The sequence below is a fragment of the Microbacterium sp. bgisy203 genome (assembly GCF_965345155.1).
Classification (GTDB): domain Bacteria; phylum Actinomycetota; class Actinomycetes; order Actinomycetales; family Microbacteriaceae; genus Microbacterium.
This window is the reverse complement of record NZ_CBDRLZ010000001.1, coordinates 648,355-670,594: the sequence shown is the minus strand read 5'-3', so window position 1 is coordinate 670,594 and position 22,240 is coordinate 648,355. Positions and strand designations below refer to the sequence as shown.

Here is a 22,240-nt window from a genome sequence, read left to right as displayed (position 1 = left end):
GCATGACACCTTCCGACCTGCACACCCTCCCGCTCACCGACGACGACACTCTCGAGCGCGGTCTGTCGGTCCTCCTCGCGCCCGTCGTGCGGCGCCAGCTGTGGATCCTGTTCCTCGACGACCGCGACATCCTCAGCGGGCCGCTCATGCCCTCGGATGACCTGCCGCGCAGCCCCTACGCGCTCTACCCGGGCGCAGCGAAGTCGGGCGACGACCGCACCGCAGGGGAATCGATCGCCGAATGCTTCGCCCGCGTGCACGAGGAGTTCGACTTCGCCGCGCTCGTCCTGGTGTGGGAGCGGTGCGGCTCTGCGCGTCTCGATGACGAGACCCGCGTCTGGGCGCGCGAGTTGCACCGGCTGTTCCGTGCGCACGGCACCCCGGTCCGCGCGCAGTGCCTGCTCAGCGATCGCGGGGTGCGGGTCATTCCGCCGGACGATCTCGTGTGAGAACCGAGCCGCGTCGGGGATCAGCGCGCGCCGCGGATCAGGGCGCGTCGAACGCCCAGCTATCGGGGTCGGTCGCGGTGGCGACATCCCAGTCGTCCGTCTCCCAGCGGAACGTCGCGACGGCGCACGTGGGCATGTGCCCGATGCCGCCGCCGGAGAGATGCTCAGCGAGGATCGTCATGCCCGGGTCGTGCGCGACGACGAGGACCCGGTCGACGCCGCGCGCGGCGGCCGTCTCGAGCAGCAGCCGCGCCGGTGCGCCGTAGAGCTCCGGATCGAGTTCGGGCGCGACCCCCAGCGCGGCGCCGAAGAGGCTCGCGGTCGTCCGTGCGCGCAGCGCCGTCGACGACAGCAGCGCGTCGATCTCGAGCCCCGTGGCCGCGAGCTTCTCGGCCTGCGCCGGCGCATCGCGCAGCCCGCGCGCGTTGAGGGGACGGTCGTGGTCGGCGAGGAGGGGGCTTCCCCAATCGCTCTTCGCGTGCCGCACGAGGACGAGCGTGGTCATGAAGACTCCTTTCGCGCGTACAGCCCCGCGAGCAGTTCCAGCACGCAGAGCGCGGCAAGGCGCACGGTGCGCCCGTCGGGGGCATCGGCGGTCGCGTCGACCTCGACGATGTCGGCCGAGCCGACGCGCGGGTCGGCGGCGATCGCGCGGACGAGTGCACGCAGCTCCCACGCCGCGAAACCTCCGGGCACCGACGCGGGGCAGCCCGGCGCGACCGCGCGGTCGCAGACGTCGACATCGATGTCGAGGTGGATGCTGGAGGCATGCGCGCCACCGGTAGCGCCGGCACCCGCCCCCGCCACCTCGCGCGCCTCGGCGACGACATCCGCGATTCCGCGGCGGCGGAGTTCGTCGAGCGTGACGACGCGGATGCCGAGATCGGCGGCCCGCTGGGCATACGCGACCGAGTTCGCGAAGTCGGCGATGCCGATCTGCACGATGCGTGCCGGATCGAGGCCGCCTTCGATGAGGCGGCGCACCGGCGATCCGTTCGACTCGCCGTCGCGCAGGTCGAGGTGGGCGTCGAGCGTGACGAGCCCCGAGGCTCCGGCGCCCTGGGCGACGGAGAGTGTGATCGAGTTGTCCCCGCCCAGGGCGACGACGAGGTCGCTGCGCGCGGCGAGTCCGGCCGTCCGCTCCCGAAGGCGGCGCTCGCCGTCCGGCCCGTCGGGGTCGGCGACGTCTCCCGCGTCGGCGATGCGCAGGGCTTCGGCGAGATCGACGGGCGGGGGCCCGAGAAGGGTCGGGCTGTAGCGGCGGAGAGCCTCGCGGACGGCCGCGGGCGTCGCGTCGGCACCGGTGGGGGAGAGGGAGGTGCGCGCCGCGGGGGCGCCGAGGATCACGGCATCCCACCGGCCGGCATCCGGCGCCGCGTCGTCGGCGGACGGCCACGAGCCCGCGCGGGGCCAGAGTGGGTCGTGGGCCAAGAGGGGGTCGTGCGCCAAAGAGGCGCCGTGCGACAGAGGGGTCATCCGACGTAGACCCACGCGGTGCGACCGCTCGTCAGGGTCACCGCGATGCGCCGGTAGAGGGCGACCTCGTACTCGTCGGCGGCATCCACCTCCCCCTGCGTGACATGCAGGACGACGCCGGTCACCTTGTCGAGCGGATTCCCGGTCTCGCGGAGGATCGGGTGGACCGAGAGTCCCGAGACGTCGACGACGCGCTGGTCCTCGATCTCGGCGTAGTCGACCGTGTAGCCGGGCAGACTGTCGGGCTCGCCCGCGACGAGACGCCCGAACGTGTCGAGCTGCACCTCGGCGTGCTGCAGGGTGCCGTAGGTGAACAGCAGCTGGTCGGGCGCGGCGTCGCTCACCCTTCCACGCTAGCGCTCGCCCCTCGAGCGGGAAAGGCTGCGAGCCGCAGCTCAGCGGATGAGCGCGTGCGCGATCGTGTAGATGAGCAGGCCCGCGAGCGCGCCGACGAACGTGCCGTTCAAGCGGATGTACTGCAGGTCGCGGCCGACCAGTAGCTCGATCTTCTCGGTGGTCTCGTCGGCATCCCACTTCTCGACCGTGTCCGTGATGATCGAGGCGATGTCGTGGCGGTAGCGGTCGACGAGGAAGACCGCGGCATCCGCGACGCGGCCGTCGACGCGCTCCTGCAGGGCGGTGTCGGTCGCGAGGCGGTCGCCGATCTCGACGAGCGCCGCACCGAGGCGGTGTCGCAGGGGGCTCTCGGGGTCGTTCAGCGCGGTGAGGAGCCCCGCCTTCGCGGTGTTCCAGGCGTCGGCGGCGAGCTCGCGCACCCGCGGGCTGTCGAACACGGCGCTCTTGGCGTCTTCGAGCTTCGCGATCGTCGCGGGATCGTGCTGCAGGTTCTCGGCGAGGCGTTCGAGATAGCGGTCGATCGCGTGCCGCGCCGGATGGTCGGGGTCGGCCTGGACCGCCGCGACGAACTTCATGGCCTCGTGGTAGACCGTGTCGTCGACGAGGCGCATCGCGACCGACGGCACCCACGAGGGCAGGCGCCGCGAGACGAGACCGGAGAACGACGAGCGGTTCGCGGCGAGCCAGGCGGCGATGCTGTCGATGCCGAGATTTACGGCGCCGCGGTGCGCCCCGGCATCCACGACATGCCCCAGCCATCCGCCGACGGTGGGGCCCCACTCGGGGTCGAGGAAGTGCTCGCGCGCGAGGTCGCTGATGAGGTCCTGCACCTCGTCGTCGCTGAGTGCGGTGAGGATGCCGGAGGCCATCGTCGCCGCCTCGCGCCCCACGATCTCGGCGTGCTCGCTCTCGCGCAGCCACGCGCCCGCCGTTGCGGCGATCGGCGTCGACCGGAGCTTGTCGCGCACGACGTCGCCGGCGAGGAAGTTCGTCTCGATGAACTCCCCGAGGCTCTTGCCGATTTCGTCTTTGCGGTTCGGGATGATCGCCGTGTGCGGGATGGGGATGCCGAGCGGATGCCGGAACAGCGCCGTGACCGCGAACCAGTCGGCCAAGGCGCCGACCATGCCGCCCTCGGCGGCGGCGCGGACGTACCCCATTGCGGGATAGCGGGGCTCCAGTGCGAACGCGACGATGAACAGGATCGCCATGAAGACGAGCGCGCCGAGCGCGACACCCTTCATGAACCGCAGCGACCGACGACGCTCCTGGTCGGCGGGGCTCAGCAGTTCGGTGGGCGTGCGGGGCATGCCGTCAGTCTCGCACGGCGTATCCTTGCCGCGTGATCGACGACATCAAGAAGCGCGCCCTGCACCGCACCGCCATCATCGAGGGGCAGATCCGAGGGCTCGCGAAGATGATCGAGAACGAGGACTACTGCATGGACATGATCGCGCAGTCCCGCGCGATCCAGAAGGCGCTCACCTCGCTCGACAAGCTGCTCATCGAGAACCACCTGCGCACGCACGTGGCGCACATGTTCGCCGAAGGCGGCGCCGAGCGCGACCAGGCCGTCGCCGAGCTGCTGAAGGCATACGACCTCGAGGCGGGCTGAGTTTCGGCATCCTGTCGCGCGGAGGGGGGGCGTCGGGTGGGTCGTCCGTCGGGTGGGTTGCGGGCGTGCCGGCGGTCGGGTTCGCTGCGGGTCGGGCGGGTCGCGGTCGTGGCGGGCGCGCCGCCGCTACGCCCGTCCGGTTCGGGCGCCAGGAATCTGTTCGGGCGCTAGAAAACTGTGGCGCCCGAACAGGGATGTGGCGCCCGAGTTCCGGAGCGTGCAGGGAAATGGCGCCCGAACAGGAATGTGGCGCCCGAGTTTCGGAGCCTGCAGAGAAGCGGCGCCCGAGTTCCGGAGCGTGGGGCAAAGTGGCGCCCGAGTTCCGGAGCATGCAGGGAAATGGCGCCCGTTGCTGCGCCCCGCCTACGAGCCCGAGACCGGCCCGAGCCACGCCGCGGCGACCGTGGAGTGCGCCGACTCGGGATCGGACGGGTGGAACATCCCCGCGAGGACGTCGCGGTACAGGCGCGACAACTCGTTACGGGTGAAGTACGACGACCCGCCCGCGACGAGCATCGCCTCGTCGACGATCTGCTTCGCGGCGACGACGGCGCGGTGCTTGAGGCCCGAGAGCTTCGCGAACCACAGCGCCCCGTGGTCGGCGGCGGCGTCGACGTCCGCGGCGAGCGCGGCGATCTGGGGGAGGAGGGCGTCGTAGGCGAGCGCCATCTCGGCGATGCGCCAGCGGATGTCGGGGTCGTCGCTGTATGCGAGACCCGTTTTCTTCGAGGTGCGCTTCTTCGCCGTCTCGACCGCGAGGTCGAGCGCGCGGCGCGCGACCCCGGTGTACACCGAGGCCAGGAGGATCTCGAAGACGCTGAAGATACCGAAGACGATCGGGTCGGGGTTCGGGCCCGGCGCGACGCGGCGGACCACGCGATCTTCCGGCGCGACGGCACCGTGGAGCTCCGTCGTCCGCGACTGGGTGCCGCGCATGCCGACGGTGTCCCCGTCGTCGCGGGTGATCACGGCATCCGTCCGCGGGACGAACGCGAACACCATCTTCGGGGCGTCGGGCGAGGTCTCGTCGAGTCCGTGGAGGCCGAGCTGCGTCCAGACCGGGGCGAGCGACGTGAAGATCTTCGTCCCCGTGAACGCGTACGAGCCATCGCCCTGGGGAACGGCCGCGGTGTCGCTGCCGAAGAGGACGAGGTCGTTCCCGGCCTCGCTGATCCCGAAGGCGAACACCTCGCCGGCCGCCGCCCCCGTCTGCACGAACTCGAGCCCCGGGATCGCGCGGTCGGAGAATACCTTCGCGACGCCCGTCCACACGAGGTGCATGTTGATCGCGAGCGCCGTCGCAGGGGAGGCAGAGGCGAGCCGCTGCTGCAGAAGGGATGCCTCGGCGAGCGCGAGCCCGGCACCGCCGAGCTCCTCGGGGACGAGGATCGCGAGGTAGCCGGCATCCTTCAGCTCGGCGAGGTCTTCGTCGGGGAAGCGGTTCTCGGCATCCACCTGCGCGGCGCGCGACCGGATGCGCTCGAGCAGATCGTCGGAAAGGTACGCGGCGGGGTCGAAGGCGCTCATCCCTCCATCCTGCCCCGGGGCGCCGCCGGGAGGGGCAGGATGGATGCCATGATCTCGACCGACCTCGCCGTGGCTCTGCGCGATGCGGGGCTCGTGTGGCATCCCGCCTCGGGCGACCGGTTCCAGCTCGACGAGCCGGAGTTCGAGGCCGATGTCTTCACGGTGAGCGAGATGACGATCGAGCCGCGCCGCTACCCGACGGGCACGATTCTCGCCTTCAACGGCACGACCGAGTGGGCGCTCGATTCGGTCGCCCTCGAAGACGCGCTGTGGCTGCCGCGCGAGGACCAGCTGCGCGAGCTCCTGCGCGGCGCGTTCCGGGCGCTCGTGCGCCTGCCCGACGCGCACCGCGTCGACATCCGGATCGGCGAGGCCGACCTGTCGTTCGAGCATCCCGAGCCGGCGGATGCCTATGCGCTCGCCGTCCTCGAGCTCTTGCGGCGCATCTCGTAGTCAGGCGTCGTCAGGCCAGCGCATCCGCGAGGTGTCGCATCGTGTCGTCGGGAAGGTCGCGGTGCGGGGAGTGGCCGGCGCCCGTGACGACCGAGACCGTGACGACGGGGTTCTGCCGCACCTCGTCGACGAGCGCTCCCTTGAAGATCGAGTAGACCTTCGGGTCGCTCGCGATGACGTGCGTCGGGACGCTCAGGCGGGCCGCGGCCGCGCGGACGTCCCACGGGGTGTTCTGCCGGTTCGTCTCTTCGACCGCCCAGCGGCTCGCCTGCTGCGCCGAGAGCGCCTTCAGTTCGATGTCGTTCTCATGCCATGTCGGGTGCTCGGCGCGGACGGCGGCGATGGAGGTGTCGGCGAACGAGCGCTCCTGGCTGTTGCGCACCACCTGGCGGTCGTGGTCGCCGAGGTGGATCGCCGGGTCGACGAGCACGAGCCGGCGGGTCCAGGCCGGGGCGTCGGCGCTCGCGACGGTCGACGCCGCTCCGCCGAGCGAGTGGCCGACGACGAGGTCCCAGGGGGCGTCGTCGTGCGCGCCGGTGTGGGCGAGGTCGGCGGCGTACGCGGCGATCGTGTAGTCGAGCGCGCGCGGAGCCGTGCCGTGGCCGCGGAGGTCGACGGCGGTCGCGTGCCACCCGGCATCCGCCAAGAACGTGCCGTAGCGCCACATCAGCGCGCCGTTGGATCCGAGGCCGTGGACGAGGAGTGCGCGGCGCGGCGCGGTCGTGGAGCCCCACGACAGGCGCGGGAGGGTGAGGGGAGCGGGCATGATCCCAGCCTAGGAGTGTCGCGGGTGAGGCGTGTCAGGTGATGACGTCGACCGGCACGGTGTCGGGGATCGGGGCGGCGTCGCGGCCGCGGAGGTCGGGGAATCCGCTCGCGAAGACGGTCGCCACGAGTGCGCCGACGATCGCGAAACCCGCGGCCACCGCGTATGCACCGACGGGGCCGACGCCGTCGATCATGAACCCCGCGATCGCGGAGCCGAGGGCCGCGCCGATGAGCTGCCCCGTGCCGATCCAGCCGTACGCCTCGGCGGTCTCGCTGAACTTGACGGATGCCGAGGTCGTCGCGAACATCACCGCGAGAGCCGGTGCGACGCCGATGCCCGCGACGATGAGGCACGCCCCCACCCACCACGGCGTCGCGGGGCCGACTTCGCCGACGAAGAAGACCGCCGCCGTGAGTCCGACCGCGACGACGGTGAGGCGCCGCGCCATCGCCCAGGGCCCCATCGGGAGATGACCGAACGCGAGACCGCCGGCGAGCGAGCCGACGGAGAACACCGCGAGGACGAGGCCCGCCTCGAGGCCGCCGTGCCCGCCGTCCGCGCCGTGGCCGAAGGTCGCGACGACCGCGGCCTCGACAGCGGCGCATGCGCCGATGAGGAGGAAGCCGATGACCGTCGCGAGGAGGACGACAGGCTTGCCGAGCACGCGTCCGAATCCGCGGCGGCTGCGCGGGATGCGCACGCGCCCGACCTCGGGGGAGAGGACGAACCACGCCCCGCCGAGCACCAGGATCGCGACGATCAGGATGAGCGCGACCGTCGTGCCGATCTGCGTCGCGACGAGCGTGATGACCACCGGCGCGAGGATCCAGATGATCTCCTGCAAGCTGGCGTCGAGGGAGAAGAGCGGCGTGAGCTGGCGGGCGTTGACGAGCTTCGGGTAGATCGTGCGGACCGCCGACTGGACGGGCGGGGTCGACAGTCCCGCCAGGAGTCCGAAGACCATGTAGCCGACGACGTTCATCGGCACGAGCGCGATGACGACGAGCGCGGCGGCGCACACGGCGGTCGTCAGCGTGATGACGCGGCGGATGCCCCAGATGCCCATCCACCGGCTCGTGACGGGTCCGGAGGTGGCCTGACCGATGGATGCCGCGGCCAGCACGAGCCCGGCGGCGCCGTACGACCCGGTCTGCTGCTCGACGTGCAGGAGGATCGCGAGGCTCGTCATCCCGTTGGGGAAGCGTGCGGTCAGCTGTGCCGCGATGATGCGCGCGACCCCGGGGGTGCGCAGCAAGTCCCGATATCCCGCCACCCTTCTACGGTAACGGTCGCGACAGGGTCGGTGCCGCCGCGCGGGCCGGGGCAATCGGCGAGGCCGTGCGCGACACGCCGGCGGTGTACCGCGACACGCCGAGGCGACGTATCCACAGGCAAATCGATGTCGGAGGCCCGGCGTAGCGTCGGCGCTGTGGATGGATGCCGGCATCCGTTCGGAAAAGCGCCGTGATCGCGGTGTTTCCGTGGCTCGGAATCCATGCCCGGTCTGTGGATGAAACGGTGGACAAGATGTGTTGTACCTGGGGAGAGCGGTGCAAAACTACACGGATGTAACTACTACCCCTTGTGGTGCCCCCCAATGTCGGCACCCATATGTAGTATTGGACTCCCGACGGCGCACAGCCGGTCACGGGGTTGGAACAGCGGGACTGAATCACTGGGTGAAGTGAGGGGAGCAATCGATATGGCGATCACGGTTTACACGAAGCCGTCGTGCGTGCAGTGCAACGCGACGTACCGGGCACTGGACTCGAAGGGCATCGATTACGAGGTCCTCGACCTGTCCGAAGACCCTGCCGCGCTCGAGCACGTCAAGTCGCTCGGCTACCTGCAGGCGCCGGTCGTCGTCACCGACGAGGACCACTGGTCGGGCTTCCGTCCCGACAAGATCGACGAGCTCGCGAGCCGTCTGGCCTGAGATGCAGGTACTGACGAGCGCCCCGCTGCTCGTCTACTTCTCGAGCGTGTCGGGGAACACCGCGCGCTTCATCGAGAAGTTGGGGATGCCGGCCCGCCGGATCCCCCTCACCGCTGCCGATCCCGATGTCGAGGTCGACGAGCCGTTCGTGCTCGTCACCCCGACGTACGGGGGAGGGCAGGGGCGCGGCGTCGAGAAGGGCGCCGTTCCCAAACAGGTGATCCGGTTTCTCAACGTCGAGAAGCACCGGGACCTCCTGCGCGGAGTGATCTCCGCGGGAAACACGAACTTCGGCGAGCACTTCTGCGTCGCCGGCGACATCATCAGCCGCAAGTGCACCGTGCCGCACTTGTACCGGCTCGAACTTTTCGGCACGCCAGACGATGTCGCCCGGGTGAGCGACGGATTGGAACGATGGTGGAAGCTGCAGTGACCGAGACGACGTTCAAGACGGACACGCGTTTCGAGGGGATGGACTACCACTCCCTCAACGCGATGCTCAACCTCTACGGTGCGGACGGGAAGATCCAGTTCGACGCCGACAAGCGCGCTGCGCGCGAGTACTTCCTGCAGCACGTCAACCAGAACACCGTCTTCTTCCACTCCCTCAAGGAGCGCCTCGACTACCTCGTCGAGAAGGAGTACTACGAGGGTGCGGTGCTGGAGAAGTACCCGTTCGAGTTCATCCAGGCCCTCAACGACCGCGCCTACGGTGCGAAGTTCCGGTTCGAGACCTTCCTCGGCGCGTTCAAGTACTACACGAGCTACACGCTGAAGACCTTCGACGGCAAGCGCTACCTCGAGCGCTTCGAGGACCGCGTCGTCATGACCGCCCTGGGCCTCGCCGACGGTGACCAGCGCCTCGCCGAACAGCTCGTTGACGAGATCATCTCCGGCCGCTTCCAGCCGGCGACCCCCACGTTCCTCAACACCGGCAAGGCGCAGCGCGGCGAGCTGGTGAGCTGCTTCCTGCTGCGCATCGAGGACAACATGGAGTCGATCGCCCGCGGCATCAACTCCGCGCTCCAGCTCTCCAAGCGCGGCGGCGGCGTCGCCCTCCTCCTCTCGAACATCCGCGAGGCGGGCGCCCCGATCAAGCAGATCGAGAACCAGTCGTCGGGCATCATCCCCGTCATGAAGCTGCTCGAAGACAGCTTCAGCTACGCCAACCAGCTCGGTGCGCGTCAGGGCGCCGGTGCCGTGTACCTCTCGGCGCACCACCCCGACATCCTGAAGTTCCTCGACACGAAGCGCGAGAACGCCGACGAGAAGATCCGCATCAAGACGCTGTCGCTCGGCGTCGTCATTCCCGACGTCACGTTCGAGCTCGCCCGCAAGGGTGAGGACATGTACCTCTTCTCGCCCTACGACGTGGAGAAGGTCTACGGTGTGCCCTTCGGCGACATCTCCGTCACCGAGAAGTACCACGAGATGGTCGACGACGCGCGCATCAAGAAGACGAAGATCAACGCGCGCGAGTTCTTCCAGACACTCGCCGAGATCCAGTTCGAGTCGGGCTACCCGTACATCATGTTCGAGGACACGGTGAACAAGGCGAACCCGATCAAGGGCCGCATCAACATGTCCAACCTCTGCAGCGAGATCCTGCAGGTGAACACGCCGACCACCTACAACGAGGACCTCTCGTACCAGCAGATCGGCAAGGACATCTCCTGCAACCTCGGGTCGATGAACATCGCGCTCGCGATGGACGGCAAGGACCTCGCCGGCACCGTCGAGACCTCGATCCGTGCACTGACCGCCGTGAGCGACCAGAGCCACATCCGCTCCGTGCGCTCCATCGAGGACGGCAACGACCGTTCGCACGCGATCGGCCTCGGCCAGATGAACCTGCACGGCTACCTCGCCCGCGAGCACGTGTTCTACGGGTCGGAAGAGGGCCTCGACTTCACGAACATCTACTTCTACACCGTGCTGTTTCACGCCCTCCGCGCATCGAACCAGATCGCGATCGAGCGCGGCACGGCCTTCGACGGCTTCGCCGACTCGACCTACGCGTCGGGGGAGTTCTTCGACAAGTACCTCGAGCAGGAGTGGGTGCCCCAGACGGAGCGGGTGGAGGAGCTGTTCGCCGGCATCCACATCCCCACGCAGGATGACTGGCGTGCGCTGAAGGCATCCATTCAGGAGCACGGCATCTACAACCAGAACTTGCAGGCCGTGCCGCCGACGGGCTCCATCTCGTACATCAACAACTCGACGTCGTCGATCCACCCGATCGCCTCGAAGATCGAGATCCGCAAGGAAGGCAAGATCGGCCGCGTCTACTACCCGGCGCCGTTCATGACGAACGACAACCTCGAGTACTACGAGGATGCGTACGAGATCGGCTACGAGAAGGTCATCGACACGTACGCCGCCGCGACTCAGCACGTCGACCAGGGCCTGTCGCTGACGCTGTTCTTCAAGGACACCGCCACCACGCGCGACATCAACAAGGCGCAGATCTACGCGTGGCGCAAGGGCATCAAGACGATCTACTACATCCGGCTGCGCCAGCTGGCGCTCGAGGGCACCGACATGACCGAGTGCGTCTCGTGCATGCTGTGAGCCGCTTCGACTCTGCGTTTCGACTCGCTTCGCTCGCTCAACGACCGATCTCTGTGATTGAGGAAGAATCATGACCCCTCCCGAACCGCTCAAGCTCGTCGACCACGTGCAGGCGATCAACTGGAACCGCATTCAGGACGAGAAGGACCTCGAGGTCTGGAACCGCCTCGTGAACAACTTCTGGCTGCCCGAGAAGGTGCCGCTGTCGAACGACATCCAGTCGTGGGCGACGCTCTCTCCCGAGGAGCAGACCGCCACGATGCGCGTGTTCACGGGCCTGACCCTCCTCGACACGATCCAGGGCACCGTGGGCGCCGTGTCGCTCATCCCCGACGCGATCACGCCGCACGAAGAGGCCGTCTACACGAACATCGCGTTCATGGAGTCGGTGCACGCGAAGAGCTACTCGTCGATCTTCTCGACGCTCGCCTCGACGCCCGAGATCGACGACGCGTTCCGCTGGTCGGTCGAGAACCCGAACCTGCAGAAGAAGGCCCACATCGTCATGGATTACTACCGTGGCGACGAACCGCTCAAGCGCAAGGTCGCCTCGACCCTGCTGGAGTCGTTCCTCTTCTACTCGGGCTTCTACCTGCCGCTGTACTGGTCGTCGAAGGCGAAGCTGACGAACACGGCCGACATCATCCGCCTGATCATCCGCGACGAGGCCGTGCACGGCTACTACATCGGGTACAAGTTCCAGAAGGGTCTCGAGAAGCTCTCGCAGGCCGAGCGCGACGAGCTGAAGGACTACACGTTCTCGCTGCTGTACGAGCTCTACGACAACGAGATCCAGTACACGCAGGACCTCTACGACGGCATCGGCCTGACCGAGGACGTCAAGAAGTTCCTGCACTACAACGCGAACAAGGCGCTCATGAACCTCGGTTACGAGGCGATGTTCCCCTCCACCGTGACGAACGTGAACCCGGCGATCCTGTCGGCCCTCTCGCCGAACGCGGACGAGAACCACGACTTCTTCTCGGGGTCGGGCTCGTCGTACGTCATCGGCAAGGCCGTCGCCACCGAAGACGAGGACTGGGAGTTCTGAGCCGTCGTCTTTCGTGACGGACGCGATCGGATGCCGCGGGGGTTCGCCTCCGCGGCATCCGTCGTTTCCGGCGCCCGGGCGACGGGCGTCCGTCATCCTTCAGATATGCTGAAGGTATGTTCCGTTCCCCGCTGACCCTGTTCCGCACGCTCGCCTTCGCCGAGGCGGTGTCGTGGACGCTCCTGATCGCGGGGCTCGTCGTCCGCTCGACCACGGGGTGGGCGCCGGCCGTCACGATCGGGGGAGGCATCCACGGGTTCGTCTTCCTCTCCTACGGGGCGACGGTCGTGCTCGTCGCGCTCAACAACCGGTGGAAGGCCGGTCCGACGATCGTGGCGCTCGTGAGCGCGGTCATCCCCTATGCGACCGTTCCGGCAGAGGTCTGGCTGCATCGCCGCGGTCTTCTCGAGGGCGCCTGGCGCACGAAGCCTGCTTCCGACGCCCCGGATGCGCGCTGGTACGACCGCCCGCTCGCGTGGCTGCTGCGACGGCCGTGGGTGCTCTTCCTCGCCCTTCTCGTCGTGATCGTCGCGATCTTCGCGGTCCTGCTCATCATCGGACCGCCGGTGCCGAAGAGCTGAGCGGGGACAGAGTGCCGCCGCTCGCCGAATCACGGTACGCCGCGCCTCCGACACCGGCGCGGCCCCACTAGCATTGGCGCATGAGTCAGGATGCCCCGCGCTTCAGCCCCGTCATTGCGCTTCTCGCAGTGTCGGCGATGTGGGAGGGCGAGCTGTCGGCGATCCTGCGTGACCTTGGCATCACGACACGCAAGTTCGGACTGCTCGGACACATCTACGCCGAGCCGGGTATCTCGTTCTCCGAGCTGGCGCGCCGTTCGCACATCACGGTGCAGTCCGCGCACACCGCCGTCCGGACGCTGGTCGACGACGGGCTCGTCGAAGACGCGACGGCCCACGCCGGGGCGGCGAGCGACCTCCACGTGACGCCCAAGGGCGCGCTGGTGCTCCAGACGGCGCGCGACCGTCTGTTCGAACTCGACGGGGCGCTCTCGCAGCGGTTGCCGAACGTCGCCGCGTCACTCGACGGCATCCGTGCGGGGATCGTCTGATGCGCGCCGTCGCGCGATGGCTGCTGGCGCTCCTGCTCGGCGCTGCCGGCGTCGGTCACCTCACGCCGTCGGGCCGCCGCGGCTTCCGTATCGTCGTCCCGCCGTGGGCGACGACGCTGCTGCGCACCGACAAGGACACGATCGTCGTCGCCTCGGGTGTCGTCGAGATCATGCTCGCGCTCGGGCTCGTGCTGTTGCCGAAGGAGAAGCGCCGGATCGGCTTCGCCGTCGCGGCCTTCTTCGTCGCGGTGTTCCCCGGCAACGTCTACCAGTGGCAGCAGAAGCGTGACGCCCCGGGGCTCGACACCGACACGAAGCGCCTCGTGCGCCTGTTCCTGCAGCCGGTGCTCGTCGCGTGGGCGGTCTGGTCGACGTCGGGCGACTGATCCGCAGCCGCCGGCGCCGCCGTCAGCGGCGCGTCGACACCGTCACGGTGAATCGAGCGTCGCGGGCGACCTGTCGCGTCGGGCCGATGATGCGCTCCAGTGCGGGCCGGTAGCGGAGCGGCGAGTTCCACACGCACCAGAGCTCACCGCCCGGGCGGAGCACGCGGGCGATGTCGGCGAACATCCGCGGGGCGATCTGGTCGGTCACCGCGGCGCCGGAGTGGAACGGCGGGTTCAGCGCGACGAACGACGCCGACGCGTCGGGGCGGAGCGTGAGCAGGTCGTCGCGCACGACGCGCATCCGGTCGCCCACACCGTTCGCGTCGGCGGTCGCCCGCGCGGACGCGACGGCGGATGCCGACTGGTCGCTGGACCAGATCTCGGCGGCAGGATGCCGCAGCGCAAGCCACGCGCCGACGGAGCCGTTGCCGCACGCCAGGTCGACGAGCGGGTCGTCGGCCGCGCCTCCCGCAAGGTCGGCGGGAAGGTGTGCAAGGAGGAGCCGGGTGCCGTGATCGAGCCGGGCCCCGCCGAAGGTACCGCCGAATGCGCGCAGTTCGACGCCCTCGTCGCGGCCTGCCGCCGGCACCGGCTCCCACCCCACGCGAGGTGTGCGGGCGACGAGCACGCGGGACTTCTGGCGGGCGTGCGTGACGTCCACACGGTCGAACGCCTCGGCGAGCACGTCGTTCATGGCGACGCTCATGTGCTTGATGCGACCGCCGGCGTAGACGACGACGTCGCGGTCGGCGTGCGCGGCGATGAGGCCGGCGATGTCGCGCAGCGTGTCGAGCGAGCGCGGCAGGCGGAGGAGGACGAGCCGCGCGCCCCGGAGGAGCGAGGCGTCGAGCTCCGCGAGCGAGACCACACGGCCCTCCAGATCGAGGCGGGCCGCGTTCTCTGCGAGCGCGCGCTCGCCCGTGAGCGCGTCCTGATGTACGCGGATCCGTTCCGCGCCGTCGCCGGCCCCGGCGTCCCAGGCGGCGCCGAGAGCAAGGGCGCCGTACGCGTCGCTGATGACCACGGTGTCTCCCGCGCGAATGCCTGCGCGTGCGGCGGCCGACTCGTCGAGGATGAGACGATCTGCGGCATCCGATGCGACGAGCCCCGCGCCCTCGATGTCGGGGAAGCGGCGGAGGCGTTCGAAGGGGAAGGTCACCATTCCCCGTCCGGGTCGTCGGGCGCGGCGCCGTCGTCGGATTCGGCGTAGCGCAGGTGAGCGTCTTCGGGCGTGCACGCGTCGCCGACGCGGATGCCGGGGGCGATGAGTCCCTCGGCCTGCAGGCGTTCGAGCTCGGCGACGGTGCGGCGGCGCAGCTCCCACGGGTCGATCGTGTTGACGTAGATCTTCGTGCCGCCCTCGAAGCCGGCAGGTGTCGAGACGCGCCACTTCAGCATGATGCGCCACGGCATCGGCCATGGGGCACCGGGCGGGCGGTAGTGCCACTCCTCGTTCGTCGGCACGAGGGGGCCTGTGGCGGCGTGCAGCGCGTGGACGAGGTCGGAGACGGCGCGGATGCCGGCGGGCGAGTGCTCTTGGGGCAGGTTCGCCGTCGAGGTCGAGTAGACCTCGAGCGTGGGATATCGGTGGCCGACGCCCGCGAAGGCGACCGCGCCGTCGGTCGCCGCGACGACGAGCCCCTCGGCGACCGCGAGATCGGCGATCTCATGCTGGTAGAGGAGCCGGTCGTGGCTCAGCAGGCGCAGTTCGTGGTCGACCTGGGGCCCGTGTTCGTCGATCGCGACGAGCTGCTTGTGCAGGTGCTCGAACGATGCACCCGCCGGGCGCAGCCAGTTCTGGAACACCGCGACGTACGCCGCGTGGGGCTGTGCCGCTTGGATCTCGGCGAGGGAGCGCACCGTGAAGGCGGTGTAGGCGGCGTGCTCGTCGGGGGTGAGCGTGCCCGACGAGGCGAGCTGATCGTCGGTCGTGGCACCGTCGAGCACGTGCCTCCGGGCGACGATGACGTCGTGCGAGCCGCCGAGGAGATCGAGAGCCGCCTCCTCGAGCGACACCGCCACTCCCGAGGCGGCGGCGCGGATGTCGGCGAGCGCCGCGATGTGCGCGCGACCCTCGGCGGTCGACAGGTATTCGCGCGCCCATTCGACGATCGTCGACGGCTGACGGAAGCCGTGGTTCTCACGCCAATACTCGGCCGAGACGATCTCGAAGAGGTTGCCGAACCGCCGGAACTCGGGGGTCGTGTCGCGCAGCCGTGCGGGCGGCACATGGGTGATGGGGGTGAAATCCGGCCCGACCAGGCGGACCTTTTCGGGGGTCGTCTCGAGCTGGCGATCGACGCAGAACGCACAGAGCCGGTCCGACTCGCCCGGCGCGAGGTGCCGCGGCTCGGTGCGCGCCGCGGCGAGCGGGCGGTTCGCGCGGCCCGGAACCGTCCATACCCGGGTGCCCGTGAGGGGGCCGAGCTGTTTGACGGTGCCATCCGGCAGCCGTCGGATCGGGGGAGGTGCACCGGTACTCACTCCTTCACTCTATCGATGATTTCTGCGAAGAAAGATACTAGCCAGAGCCGCACATAGCCCCTAATATGGGAACATGAGTTCCCCTGTCGATGCGCTGACCGACGCGGTCGCCGCTCTCGCGGGCGTGTGGCCCGATGAGCATGTCGAGGGGTGCGAGGCGGGCAGACTCGTCGAGATGAACCGGCTGGTCGGGCAGGTGCGGCGCCTGGTGGATGCCGCCGCTGTGCAGGTGGCCTCGGAGATCTCGCGGCAGTCACGACCCGAACTGGGAGCCGATTCCCTCGCCAAGCGGCAGGGGCATCGCAACGCGACCGTGATGCTCGCCACGACGCTCGGCACCACGACGGGAGAGGCGTCGAAGCTCATCGACGTCGGCGCGGCGACCGTGCCACAGTTGCGCCTCTCCGGCGAGGCCGCGCCAGCCCGGCATCCGCACGTCGGCGCCGGGGTCGCGTCCGGGCGGATCGGGCGCGATGCGGCCGCGGCGATCATCCGCATGCTCGATGGAGTCGAGCAACGGGTGGGCTCTTCGCGCCTCGACGAGGCCGAGGAGCATCTCGCCGCGCAAGCTCCGGGCTTGGATCTGCCGTCGCTGCAGCGATTGCTCGTGCGCATGGAGGCGCACCTCGATCCCGACGGCGTCGCGCCGAAGGAGGAGGATCTGCGCGCCCGCACGTTCCTCTCCGCGCGGCAGGATGCCTCGGGCGGCGTGACGTTGAAGGGATTCTTCGACCCGAGTCGCGGCGCGGTGGTGCTGAACCTCGTCGACGCGATGGTCACGGCCGAACTCCATCGACAGCGCGATGCCGAGACGAGGGGCAACGGTCTCCCGCCGCGTCCCATCCCGGAGATGCAGGCCGACGCCTTGATCGCGATCTGCGCGCACTACTCGGGGTGCACGGCAACGAATCAGACGTTGCCCGGCGCGACCGTCGTGGTGCGCGTCGCCTTCGACGACCTCCAGTCCGGCGCGGGTGTCGGGCTGATCGACGGCATCGACCAGCCGGTGTGTATCTCGACGGTGCGGCGGATGGCGGCGGGCGGCGGCGTCATTCCCGCGGTCCTCGGCGGTGAGTCGGAGATCCTCGACTGGGGGCGGGAGAAGAGGCTGTTCACGACGGCGCAGAAGCGCGCGATCACGACACGCGACGGCGGATGCATCGGGTGCGGCGCCCCGCCGGGAAGATCGCGGGTGCACCACATCGACTGGTGGTCGCACGGCGGACGAACAGACGCCGCGAACGGATGCCTGCTCTGCGACGCGTGTCATCATCTGATCCACGATCAGGGCTGGGAGATTCGGATCGACGGGCCAGGGATCGCGGCGGCGGTGTGGCTCATCCCACCCCCGCACGTGGATGCCGCGCGCACGCCACGACCTGCGGCGGCGACGTCGGCGCGGATGCCCGAAGCGGCAGCGTGAGGGCGGGCGGGTTCGTGCGCGGGGCGCGGGGGTACGGGGGCACGGGGTGCGGGTTCGTGCGCGGGGCGCGTGCCGTGCAGTGGGGGCGCCGGGGCACGGGGGCACGGGGTGCGGGTTCGTGCGCGGGGCGCGTGCCGTGCAGTGGGGGCGCCGGGGCGCGTGCGGGTGCGCCTGAAGCGGAGCGGTTAGTGCCGCCGAGGCGGCGCGCAAGGGGGAGACGCCGAGGGGTCAGCACGGGCACACTGGACACATGAAGACATTCGCGCGGTGGCTGCTCGGCGGCGCCATGGTATTCGCCGGCCTGAGTCACCTCTTCTGGGCGCGGAAGGACTTCCAGGCGCAGGTGCCCGACGCCGTGACCGACCTCCTGCCGATCGACACCGACGGCGTCGTCGTCGCGTCGGGGGCCGTCGAGATCATGCTCGGTGCGGCTCTCGTCGCTCTGCCGAAAGAGCGACGCCGGATCGGGAACATCCTCGCGGCGTTCTTCGTCGCCGTCTTCCCGGGCAACATCGAGCAGGCGGTGAAGCATCGCTCGGCGTTCGGTCTCGACACCGACCAGAAGCGGATCGTGCGCCTCTTCTTCCAACCGCTGCTGGTCGCGTGGGCGCTCTGGTCGACCCGCGACTGATCTGCCCACCACGCGAGTGACGCCGATCCCGCCCACATGGCGGCATGGCGGGCGTCAGCGCACCGCCGCGTAGAGGTGCTCCGGGCGGCCGGTCGAGCCGTACCGGAGGCGCACCTCGACCTGTCCGCGGGTGGCGAGCGCCGAGAGGTGACGCTGTGCGGTCGCCCGCGACACCCCGGCGCGGTCGGCGATCTCCGTCGACGACGCCTCGTCGTCGCCGAGCGCGTCGAGGACGACCTGTTCGGTCACCGAGCGCGATACGCTCGCCCGCGCGGCGTCTGCCAGCACGGCGAGAGCGCGGTCCACGTCGCCCTGCCGCAGCGCGTGGTCGCCGCTCACGAGGTTCCGGAACCGCACGTACCGGTCGAGCCGCTCGACGAGCTCGCGCTTCTCGAACGGCTTCATCAGGTACCCCCGTTCATGGCCTGACGACCGCCCCGCCCGATACACCGGCGGGCACGGCGAGCGGACCTGAGAAGGGGACCGGATGCCGAGGCATCCGGTCCCCTCTGTGCGGGTGTCAGCGCCGAGCGGTCAGCTCTTCGCCTCGGCCTTCGCGTCGACCGTGACGGTGCCGGTCTCGGCGGCGAGACGCTCGCGGTCGACCCGGTCGAGCTCGCGCAGCGAGATGCCCTTCGTCTCCCGCATGGAGATCACGGCGACGAGGGTGATGGCCGCGGCGATCGCCAGATACACGGCGATTGGTACGTAGCTCGCGTACGCCGACAGGAGCGCCGTCGCGATGATCGGTGCGAGCGAGCCCGCGACGATCGACGTGACCTGGTAGCCGATCGAGACGCCCGAGTAGCGCATGCGCGTCGGGAACATCTCGGCCATGATCGCCGGCTGCGGCGCGTACATGAAGGAGTGGATCACCAGGCCCAGGCAGATCGCCAGGATGATGATGACCGGTTCCTTCGTGTTGAACATCGGGAAGGCGATGAAGCCCCACGCAGCCGCGCCGATCGTGCCGATCGTGTAGACCGGCTTGCGTCCCACGACATCCGCGAGGCGACCGACGATCGGGATCACGATCATGTGCACGACGTGGGCGATCGCGATCATCGCGAGCACGGAGGCCGTGTCCATCTCGAGGTACTTCTGCAGGTACACGATCGAGAACGTCACCACGAGGTAGTACATGATGTTCTCCGCGAAGCGCAGGCCCATCGCCGTCACGACACCGCGGGGGTAGCGCTTGATGACCTCGAACACGCCGTAGCTGACGTGCTCCTTGGCCTGCACCTCCTCCTGCGCCTCGAGGAAGATCGGGGCGTCGGAGACCTTCGTGCGGATGTAGTACCCGATCGCGACGATCACGACCGAGAGCCAGAACGCGACGCGCCAGCCCCAGGCGAGGAAGGCGTCGGCCGGGAGCGACCAGTTCAGCACGAGCAGCACGATCGTCGCGATCAGGTTGCCGATCGGTACCGCCGCCTGGGGGAACGACGACCAGAAGCCGCGCGACTTGTCGGGGGAGTGCTCGGCGACCAGCAGCACGCCCCCGCCCCACTCGCCGCCGACCGCGAAGCCCTGCGCGAAGCGGAGGACGACGAGGAGGATGGGCGCGAGGTAGCCGACCTGCTGGAACGTCGGGAGGCATCCCATGAGGAACGTCGCGACGCCGACGAGCACGATCGCGACCTGCAGGAGCTTCTTGCGTCCGTACTTGTCGCCGAAGTGGCCGAACACGATGCCGCCGAGCGGGCGCGCGACGAAGCCGACCGCGTAGGTGACGAACGCCGCGATGATGCCGGCGTAGGGGTCGTCGGACGGCGGGAACATGATGAGGCCGAAGACCAGGGTTGCGGCGGTGGCGTAGAGGAAGAACTCGTACCATTCGACGATCGTCCCGGCCATCGCCGCGGTGACGACGCGACGCAGACTCGACTCTTTGTACTCTGCGTAAACGCTGTCGGGGGGTGTGGCTGTAGCCATGCGCTGATACCTCCTTGTAGAGCGCGAAGTGGCACAGGGGGAGTGCCGATGAGTGACGGTACCTGAAACGTGATTCAGGTACAAGACCCACGCCTGCACACTCCCTGTGCGGGCGCGCACAGGAGAGACCGAGACGAGCGCCCCGCGGGAGTCAGGAGGAGGTCGCGGGCGTGTCGGTGTGCAGGCGCACGCGGACGATGTTCGTCGACTCGTCGATGTCGGCGACGTCGGGGTGGGCCTTCACGAAATCGGAGAACGATCGGTGTCCGAGCGCCTTCTCGCTGAAGGACGGGTCCATGCGCTTGAGCAGGTTCTTCACTGCCGACAGGTGCACCCACTCCTCGTCGGTGCGCTCGCGCTCGAGGATGAGCGCGCGACGGAGGAGGTCGGCCGAGGGATCTTCGGCCTTCTTGCGCCGGCGCGCCCCGGAGGCGGGTGCGGATGCCGCGGCATCCGCCTTCTTCGGGGCGGTGGATGCCGGCGGCACCACGCCGGGGAGCGAGTCGTAGGAGTCGAACTGGTCGCACGCCGCGGCGAGCGACTTCGCCGTGGACCCGGCGACCCCGACGCCCACGACGACCCGGCCGAGCCGCTTGCAGCGCTGCGCGAGCGGGACGTAGTCGCTGTCTCCGGCGACGATCACGACGTGCGTGAGGTCGGGCAGGCGGAACATGTCCTCGACAGTGTCGACCGCGAGGCGGATGTCGGCGCCGTTCTTCGCGTAGGCGGCGGCGGGGAAGAGCTGGACGAGGTCGACGGCGCGCGCGACGAGCTGCGAGCGGTAGAACGCGTTCACGGGCGAGGACCAGTCGGCGTAGGCGCGTGTGAGGACCAGCGTGCCGAACGACGCGGCGTAGTCGATGATCGCGCCGACGTCGATCGTCGCCTCCTTGAGCTTCCGGGCGATCTCGGGCTCGTCGGGGTCGGCGATGATCTTCTGCCGGTCACCGGCGTAGGCGTTCCGTCCGTGCACCCGGTCGTACCAGCTCATCACGATGTTGTCGAAGTCGAGGTAGACGGCGACGCGGGGGTTCTGCAGGTCGGGCACGGTCACTGGCTCCTGTCGGATGCGTTCGGGTAGACGACGCCGAGCTGCGCGCGGATGTCGTCGAGGGTCTGCATGATCGCGACCGACTCCGCGAAGGGCAGGATGTCGCCGTCGGTGCGCCCGGCGCGCAGCAGCTCTTCGGCGTAGAGCGCCTGGAACTGCATGCCGCGCCCCTCGATGCGGGAGATGTACTCCTCGCGGACATCGCCGTCCGGCCCGACGAGGCGGAACGAGGTCGGCGTGTACCAGACCCGGTCGATGTCGATGCGAGCCTCGGTGCCGACGACGTGTGCGGTGTTCGGCCCCGCTGCGCGCGAGCTCGTCGCGATCGAGGAGACCGCGCCCGAGGGGTGGCGGAGCGCGATCGACGCCTCGGTGTCGGCTCCCGTCTCACCCAGACGCCCGAGCGCCCGCGCGTCGGTCGCGGGGCCGAGGATGTCGACCGCGAACGACACCGGATAGATGCCGAGGTCGAGCAGCGCGCCGCCGCCGAGCTCGAGCGCGTTCAGGCGGTGGTTCGGGTCGTCGGTGATCCGCTGGGTGTGATCGGCGATGACCGTGCGCACCTCGCCGAGCGCCCCGGAGGCGACGAGTTCGCGGATCCGCACCATGTGCGGCAGGTAGCGCGTCCACATCGCCTCCATCGCGAGGAGTCCGCGCTCGGCGGCGGCATCGCGGATCGCGATCGCCTCCGCGGCATCCAGCGTCACGGCCTTCTCGATGAGGACGTTCTTGCCCGCCTCGAGGGCGAGCAGGGCGTGCGCCGCGTGGTGGCTGTGCGGGGAGGCGACGTAGACGATGTCGACGTCCGGATCGGCGACGAGGTCTTCGTAGGAGCCGTGCGCGCGCGGGATGCCGTACTGCTCCGCGAACTCCCGTGCGGAGTCGGCGCGGCGCGAGCCCACCGCCGCGATGTCGAGGCCCGCGGTGCGCAGGTCTTGCGTGAACGCGTGGGCGATGCCGCCCGTCGCGAGGATGCCCCATCGGATGCTGTGTGTGCCGCTGTCGCTCATGCCTCGAGCCTACCGAGCAGTGCCGTCGCGGTGCCGTTCGG

25 protein-coding genes are annotated in these 22,240 nt (G+C 69.5%); 12 read left to right on the top strand and 13 right to left on the bottom strand.

The genetic code is table 11. From position 1 onward, the window contains the following. The first annotated feature begins 2 nt into the window (after nucleotides 1-2). Nucleotides 3-449: a hypothetical protein gene (locus tag ACRVYW_RS03230; protein ID WP_431801613.1), complete on the top strand. Its 447-nt coding sequence runs from the start codon at nucleotides 3-5 to the stop codon at nucleotides 447-449. Between the two features lie 37 nt (nucleotides 450-486). On the opposite strand, the gene ACRVYW_RS03225 is transcribed toward ACRVYW_RS03230, so the two are convergent. From ACRVYW_RS03225 to ACRVYW_RS03210, 4 genes are read right to left on the bottom strand one after another with little or no spacing between them, the layout of a single operon-like run. Then, a complete protein-coding gene (locus ACRVYW_RS03225; RefSeq protein WP_431801611.1) occupies nucleotides 487-954 on the bottom strand; it encodes a SixA phosphatase family protein in 468 nt (155 codons plus the stop codon). Beyond that, a complete protein-coding gene (locus ACRVYW_RS03220) occupies nucleotides 951-1,925 on the bottom strand; it encodes an arginase family protein (RefSeq protein WP_431801609.1) in 975 nt (324 codons plus the stop codon). The genes ACRVYW_RS03225 and ACRVYW_RS03220 overlap by 4 nt, the downstream gene beginning before the upstream one ends. Continuing rightward, nucleotides 1,922-2,269: a gamma-glutamylcyclotransferase family protein gene (locus tag ACRVYW_RS03215; RefSeq protein WP_431801607.1), complete on the bottom strand. Its 348-nt coding sequence runs from the start codon at nucleotides 2,267-2,269 to the stop codon at nucleotides 1,922-1,924. Before ACRVYW_RS03215 ends, ACRVYW_RS03220 begins: the two co-directional genes overlap by 4 nt. A 51-nt stretch (nucleotides 2,270-2,320) precedes the next feature. Next, nucleotides 2,321-3,592, bottom strand: a complete 1,272-nt coding sequence (locus ACRVYW_RS03210) for a DUF445 domain-containing protein (protein ID WP_431801605.1) — start codon at nucleotides 3,590-3,592, stop codon at nucleotides 2,321-2,323. A 32-nt stretch (nucleotides 3,593-3,624) separates the two neighbouring features. Here ACRVYW_RS03210 and ACRVYW_RS03205 point away from each other — a divergent pair, with 32 nt between their 5' ends. Beyond that, nucleotides 3,625-3,897 carry a metal-sensitive transcriptional regulator gene (locus ACRVYW_RS03205; RefSeq protein ID WP_431801603.1) on the top strand — a complete coding sequence of 91 codons (273 nt, stop codon included), beginning with the start codon at nucleotides 3,625-3,627 and terminating at the stop codon, nucleotides 3,895-3,897. 363 nt (nucleotides 3,898-4,260) lie between these two features. On the opposite strand, the gene ACRVYW_RS03200 is transcribed toward ACRVYW_RS03205, so the two are convergent. Then, nucleotides 4,261-5,424, bottom strand: a complete 1,164-nt coding sequence (locus ACRVYW_RS03200) for an acyl-CoA dehydrogenase family protein (protein ID WP_431801601.1) — start codon at nucleotides 5,422-5,424, stop codon at nucleotides 4,261-4,263. A gap of 48 nt (nucleotides 5,425-5,472) precedes the next feature. Here ACRVYW_RS03200 and ACRVYW_RS03195 point away from each other — a divergent pair, with 48 nt between their 5' ends. Then, entirely contained in the window at nucleotides 5,473-5,877 is a 405-nt protein-coding gene (locus ACRVYW_RS03195; RefSeq protein ID WP_431801599.1) for a pilus assembly protein CpaE, read from the top strand. A gap of 10 nt (nucleotides 5,878-5,887) precedes the next feature. Here the strand turns inward: ACRVYW_RS03195 and ACRVYW_RS03190 are convergent, their stop codons facing one another. Next, the gene (locus ACRVYW_RS03190) at nucleotides 5,888-6,643 is read right to left on the bottom strand and encodes an alpha/beta fold hydrolase (protein ID WP_431801597.1); all 756 of its coding nucleotides are present in this window, start codon (nucleotides 6,641-6,643) and stop codon (nucleotides 5,888-5,890) included. 34 nt (nucleotides 6,644-6,677) lie between these two features. After that, nucleotides 6,678-7,919, bottom strand: a complete 1,242-nt coding sequence (locus ACRVYW_RS03185) for an MFS transporter (RefSeq protein WP_431801595.1) — start codon at nucleotides 7,917-7,919, stop codon at nucleotides 6,678-6,680. Between the two features lie 429 nt (nucleotides 7,920-8,348). Between ACRVYW_RS03185 and nrdH the strand changes: the two genes are divergently transcribed. The 7 genes from nrdH to ACRVYW_RS03150 all read left to right on the top strand — a co-directional run bounded on the left by nrdH (nucleotide 8,349) and on the right by ACRVYW_RS03150 (nucleotide 13,662). Then, nucleotides 8,349-8,582 (top strand): glutaredoxin-like protein NrdH, encoded by a 234-nt coding sequence (nrdH, locus tag ACRVYW_RS03180; RefSeq protein ID WP_005052310.1) that lies wholly within the window; start codon nucleotides 8,349-8,351, stop codon nucleotides 8,580-8,582. Between the two features lies 1 nt (nucleotide 8,583). Continuing rightward, complete coding sequence (nrdI, locus tag ACRVYW_RS03175; protein WP_431801593.1) at nucleotides 8,584-9,015, top strand: class Ib ribonucleoside-diphosphate reductase assembly flavoprotein NrdI; 432 nt, start codon at nucleotides 8,584-8,586, stop codon at nucleotides 9,013-9,015. Further along, nucleotides 8,997-11,153, top strand: coding sequence for a class 1b ribonucleoside-diphosphate reductase subunit alpha (nrdE, locus tag ACRVYW_RS03170; protein WP_431801591.1), 2,157 nt, complete (start codon nucleotides 8,997-8,999; stop codon nucleotides 11,151-11,153). Before nrdI ends, nrdE begins: the two co-directional genes overlap by 19 nt. A 70-nt stretch (nucleotides 11,154-11,223) precedes the next feature. Then, entirely contained in the window at nucleotides 11,224-12,204 is a 981-nt protein-coding gene (gene nrdF / locus ACRVYW_RS03165) for a class 1b ribonucleoside-diphosphate reductase subunit beta (protein ID WP_431801589.1), read from the top strand. A gap of 116 nt (nucleotides 12,205-12,320) precedes the next feature. After that, entirely contained in the window at nucleotides 12,321-12,785 is a 465-nt protein-coding gene (locus tag ACRVYW_RS03160; RefSeq protein WP_431801587.1) for a DUF3817 domain-containing protein, read from the top strand. A gap of 80 nt (nucleotides 12,786-12,865) precedes the next feature. Next, on the top strand, nucleotides 12,866-13,276 hold the full coding sequence (locus tag ACRVYW_RS03155) for a MarR family winged helix-turn-helix transcriptional regulator (protein ID WP_431801585.1): 411 nt from the start codon (nucleotides 12,866-12,868) through the stop codon (nucleotides 13,274-13,276). Further along, complete coding sequence (locus ACRVYW_RS03150) at nucleotides 13,276-13,662, top strand: DoxX family protein (protein WP_431801583.1); 387 nt, start codon at nucleotides 13,276-13,278, stop codon at nucleotides 13,660-13,662. The genes ACRVYW_RS03155 and ACRVYW_RS03150 overlap by 1 nt, the downstream gene beginning before the upstream one ends. 22 nt (nucleotides 13,663-13,684) lie before the next feature. Here the strand turns inward: ACRVYW_RS03150 and ACRVYW_RS03145 are convergent, their stop codons facing one another. Further along, a complete protein-coding gene (locus ACRVYW_RS03145; RefSeq protein ID WP_431801581.1) occupies nucleotides 13,685-14,824 on the bottom strand; it encodes a class I SAM-dependent methyltransferase in 1,140 nt (379 codons plus the stop codon). After that, entirely contained in the window at nucleotides 14,818-16,146 is a 1,329-nt protein-coding gene (locus ACRVYW_RS03140; RefSeq protein WP_431801579.1) for a DUF4921 family protein, read from the bottom strand. Before ACRVYW_RS03140 ends, ACRVYW_RS03145 begins: the two co-directional genes overlap by 7 nt. Nucleotides 16,147-16,219: 73 nt before the next feature. Between ACRVYW_RS03140 and ACRVYW_RS03135 the strand changes: the two genes are divergently transcribed. Together ACRVYW_RS03135 and ACRVYW_RS03130 are read left to right on the top strand one after the other, a co-directional pair. Further along, nucleotides 16,220-17,569, top strand: a complete 1,350-nt coding sequence (locus tag ACRVYW_RS03135) for a DUF222 domain-containing protein (protein ID WP_431801577.1) — start codon at nucleotides 16,220-16,222, stop codon at nucleotides 17,567-17,569. A gap of 250 nt (nucleotides 17,570-17,819) precedes the next feature. After that, the gene (locus tag ACRVYW_RS03130; protein ID WP_431801575.1) at nucleotides 17,820-18,200 is read left to right on the top strand and encodes a DoxX family protein; all 381 of its coding nucleotides are present in this window, start codon (nucleotides 17,820-17,822) and stop codon (nucleotides 18,198-18,200) included. A 54-nt stretch (nucleotides 18,201-18,254) separates the two neighbouring features. Here ACRVYW_RS03130 and ACRVYW_RS03125 read toward each other — a convergent pair whose 3' ends face one another. The 4 genes from ACRVYW_RS03125 to ACRVYW_RS03110 form a co-directional block, all read right to left on the bottom strand. After that, nucleotides 18,255-18,605: a helix-turn-helix domain-containing protein gene (locus ACRVYW_RS03125; RefSeq protein ID WP_431801573.1), complete on the bottom strand. Its 351-nt coding sequence runs from the start codon at nucleotides 18,603-18,605 to the stop codon at nucleotides 18,255-18,257. Nucleotides 18,606-18,734: 129 nt separating this feature from the next. Then, complete coding sequence (locus tag ACRVYW_RS03120; protein ID WP_431801571.1) at nucleotides 18,735-20,138, bottom strand: MFS transporter; 1,404 nt, start codon at nucleotides 20,136-20,138, stop codon at nucleotides 18,735-18,737. A gap of 151 nt (nucleotides 20,139-20,289) precedes the next feature. After that, nucleotides 20,290-21,186 (bottom strand): NYN domain-containing protein, encoded by an 897-nt coding sequence (locus tag ACRVYW_RS03115; RefSeq protein ID WP_431801569.1) that lies wholly within the window; start codon nucleotides 21,184-21,186, stop codon nucleotides 20,290-20,292. 2 nt (nucleotides 21,187-21,188) lie between these two features. Then, nucleotides 21,189-22,199, bottom strand: a complete 1,011-nt coding sequence (locus ACRVYW_RS03110) for a Gfo/Idh/MocA family protein (RefSeq protein ID WP_431801567.1) — start codon at nucleotides 22,197-22,199, stop codon at nucleotides 21,189-21,191. Nucleotides 22,200-22,240 lie beyond the last annotated feature (41 nt).

Coding starts and splice junctions, on each gene's coding strand:
- ACRVYW_RS03230 (WP_431801613.1), top strand. CDS start 3: ATGACACCTTCCGACCTGCACACCCTCCCGCTCACCGACGACGACACT.
- ACRVYW_RS03225 (WP_431801611.1), bottom strand. CDS start 954: ATGACCACGCTCGTCCTCGTGCGGCACGCGAAGAGCGATTGGGGAAGC.
- ACRVYW_RS03220 (WP_431801609.1), bottom strand. CDS start 1,925: ATGACCCCTCTGTCGCACGGCGCCTCTTTGGCGCACGACCCCCTCTTG.
- ACRVYW_RS03210 (WP_431801605.1), bottom strand. CDS start 3,592: ATGCCCCGCACGCCCACCGAACTGCTGAGCCCCGCCGACCAGGAGCGT.
- ACRVYW_RS03200 (WP_431801601.1), bottom strand. CDS start 5,424: ATGAGCGCCTTCGACCCCGCCGCGTACCTTTCCGACGATCTGCTCGAG.
- ACRVYW_RS03195 (WP_431801599.1), top strand. CDS start 5,473: ATGATCTCGACCGACCTCGCCGTGGCTCTGCGCGATGCGGGGCTCGTG.
- ACRVYW_RS03190 (WP_431801597.1), bottom strand. CDS start 6,643: ATGCCCGCTCCCCTCACCCTCCCGCGCCTGTCGTGGGGCTCCACGACC.
- nrdH (WP_005052310.1), top strand. CDS start 8,349: ATGGCGATCACGGTTTACACGAAGCCGTCGTGCGTGCAGTGCAACGCG.
- nrdI (WP_431801593.1), top strand. CDS start 8,584: ATGCAGGTACTGACGAGCGCCCCGCTGCTCGTCTACTTCTCGAGCGTG.
- nrdE (WP_431801591.1), top strand. CDS start 8,997: ATGGTGGAAGCTGCAGTGACCGAGACGACGTTCAAGACGGACACGCGT.
- nrdF (WP_431801589.1), top strand. CDS start 11,224: ATGACCCCTCCCGAACCGCTCAAGCTCGTCGACCACGTGCAGGCGATC.
- ACRVYW_RS03160 (WP_431801587.1), top strand. CDS start 12,321: ATGTTCCGTTCCCCGCTGACCCTGTTCCGCACGCTCGCCTTCGCCGAG.
- ACRVYW_RS03155 (WP_431801585.1), top strand. CDS start 12,866: ATGAGTCAGGATGCCCCGCGCTTCAGCCCCGTCATTGCGCTTCTCGCA.
- ACRVYW_RS03150 (WP_431801583.1), top strand. CDS start 13,276: ATGCGCGCCGTCGCGCGATGGCTGCTGGCGCTCCTGCTCGGCGCTGCC.
- ACRVYW_RS03145 (WP_431801581.1), bottom strand. CDS start 14,824: ATGGTGACCTTCCCCTTCGAACGCCTCCGCCGCTTCCCCGACATCGAG.
- ACRVYW_RS03135 (WP_431801577.1), top strand. CDS start 16,220: ATGAGTTCCCCTGTCGATGCGCTGACCGACGCGGTCGCCGCTCTCGCG.
- ACRVYW_RS03130 (WP_431801575.1), top strand. CDS start 17,820: ATGAAGACATTCGCGCGGTGGCTGCTCGGCGGCGCCATGGTATTCGCC.
- ACRVYW_RS03125 (WP_431801573.1), bottom strand. CDS start 18,605: ATGAAGCCGTTCGAGAAGCGCGAGCTCGTCGAGCGGCTCGACCGGTAC.
- ACRVYW_RS03120 (WP_431801571.1), bottom strand. CDS start 20,138: ATGGCTACAGCCACACCCCCCGACAGCGTTTACGCAGAGTACAAAGAG.
- ACRVYW_RS03110 (WP_431801567.1), bottom strand. CDS start 22,199: ATGAGCGACAGCGGCACACACAGCATCCGATGGGGCATCCTCGCGACG.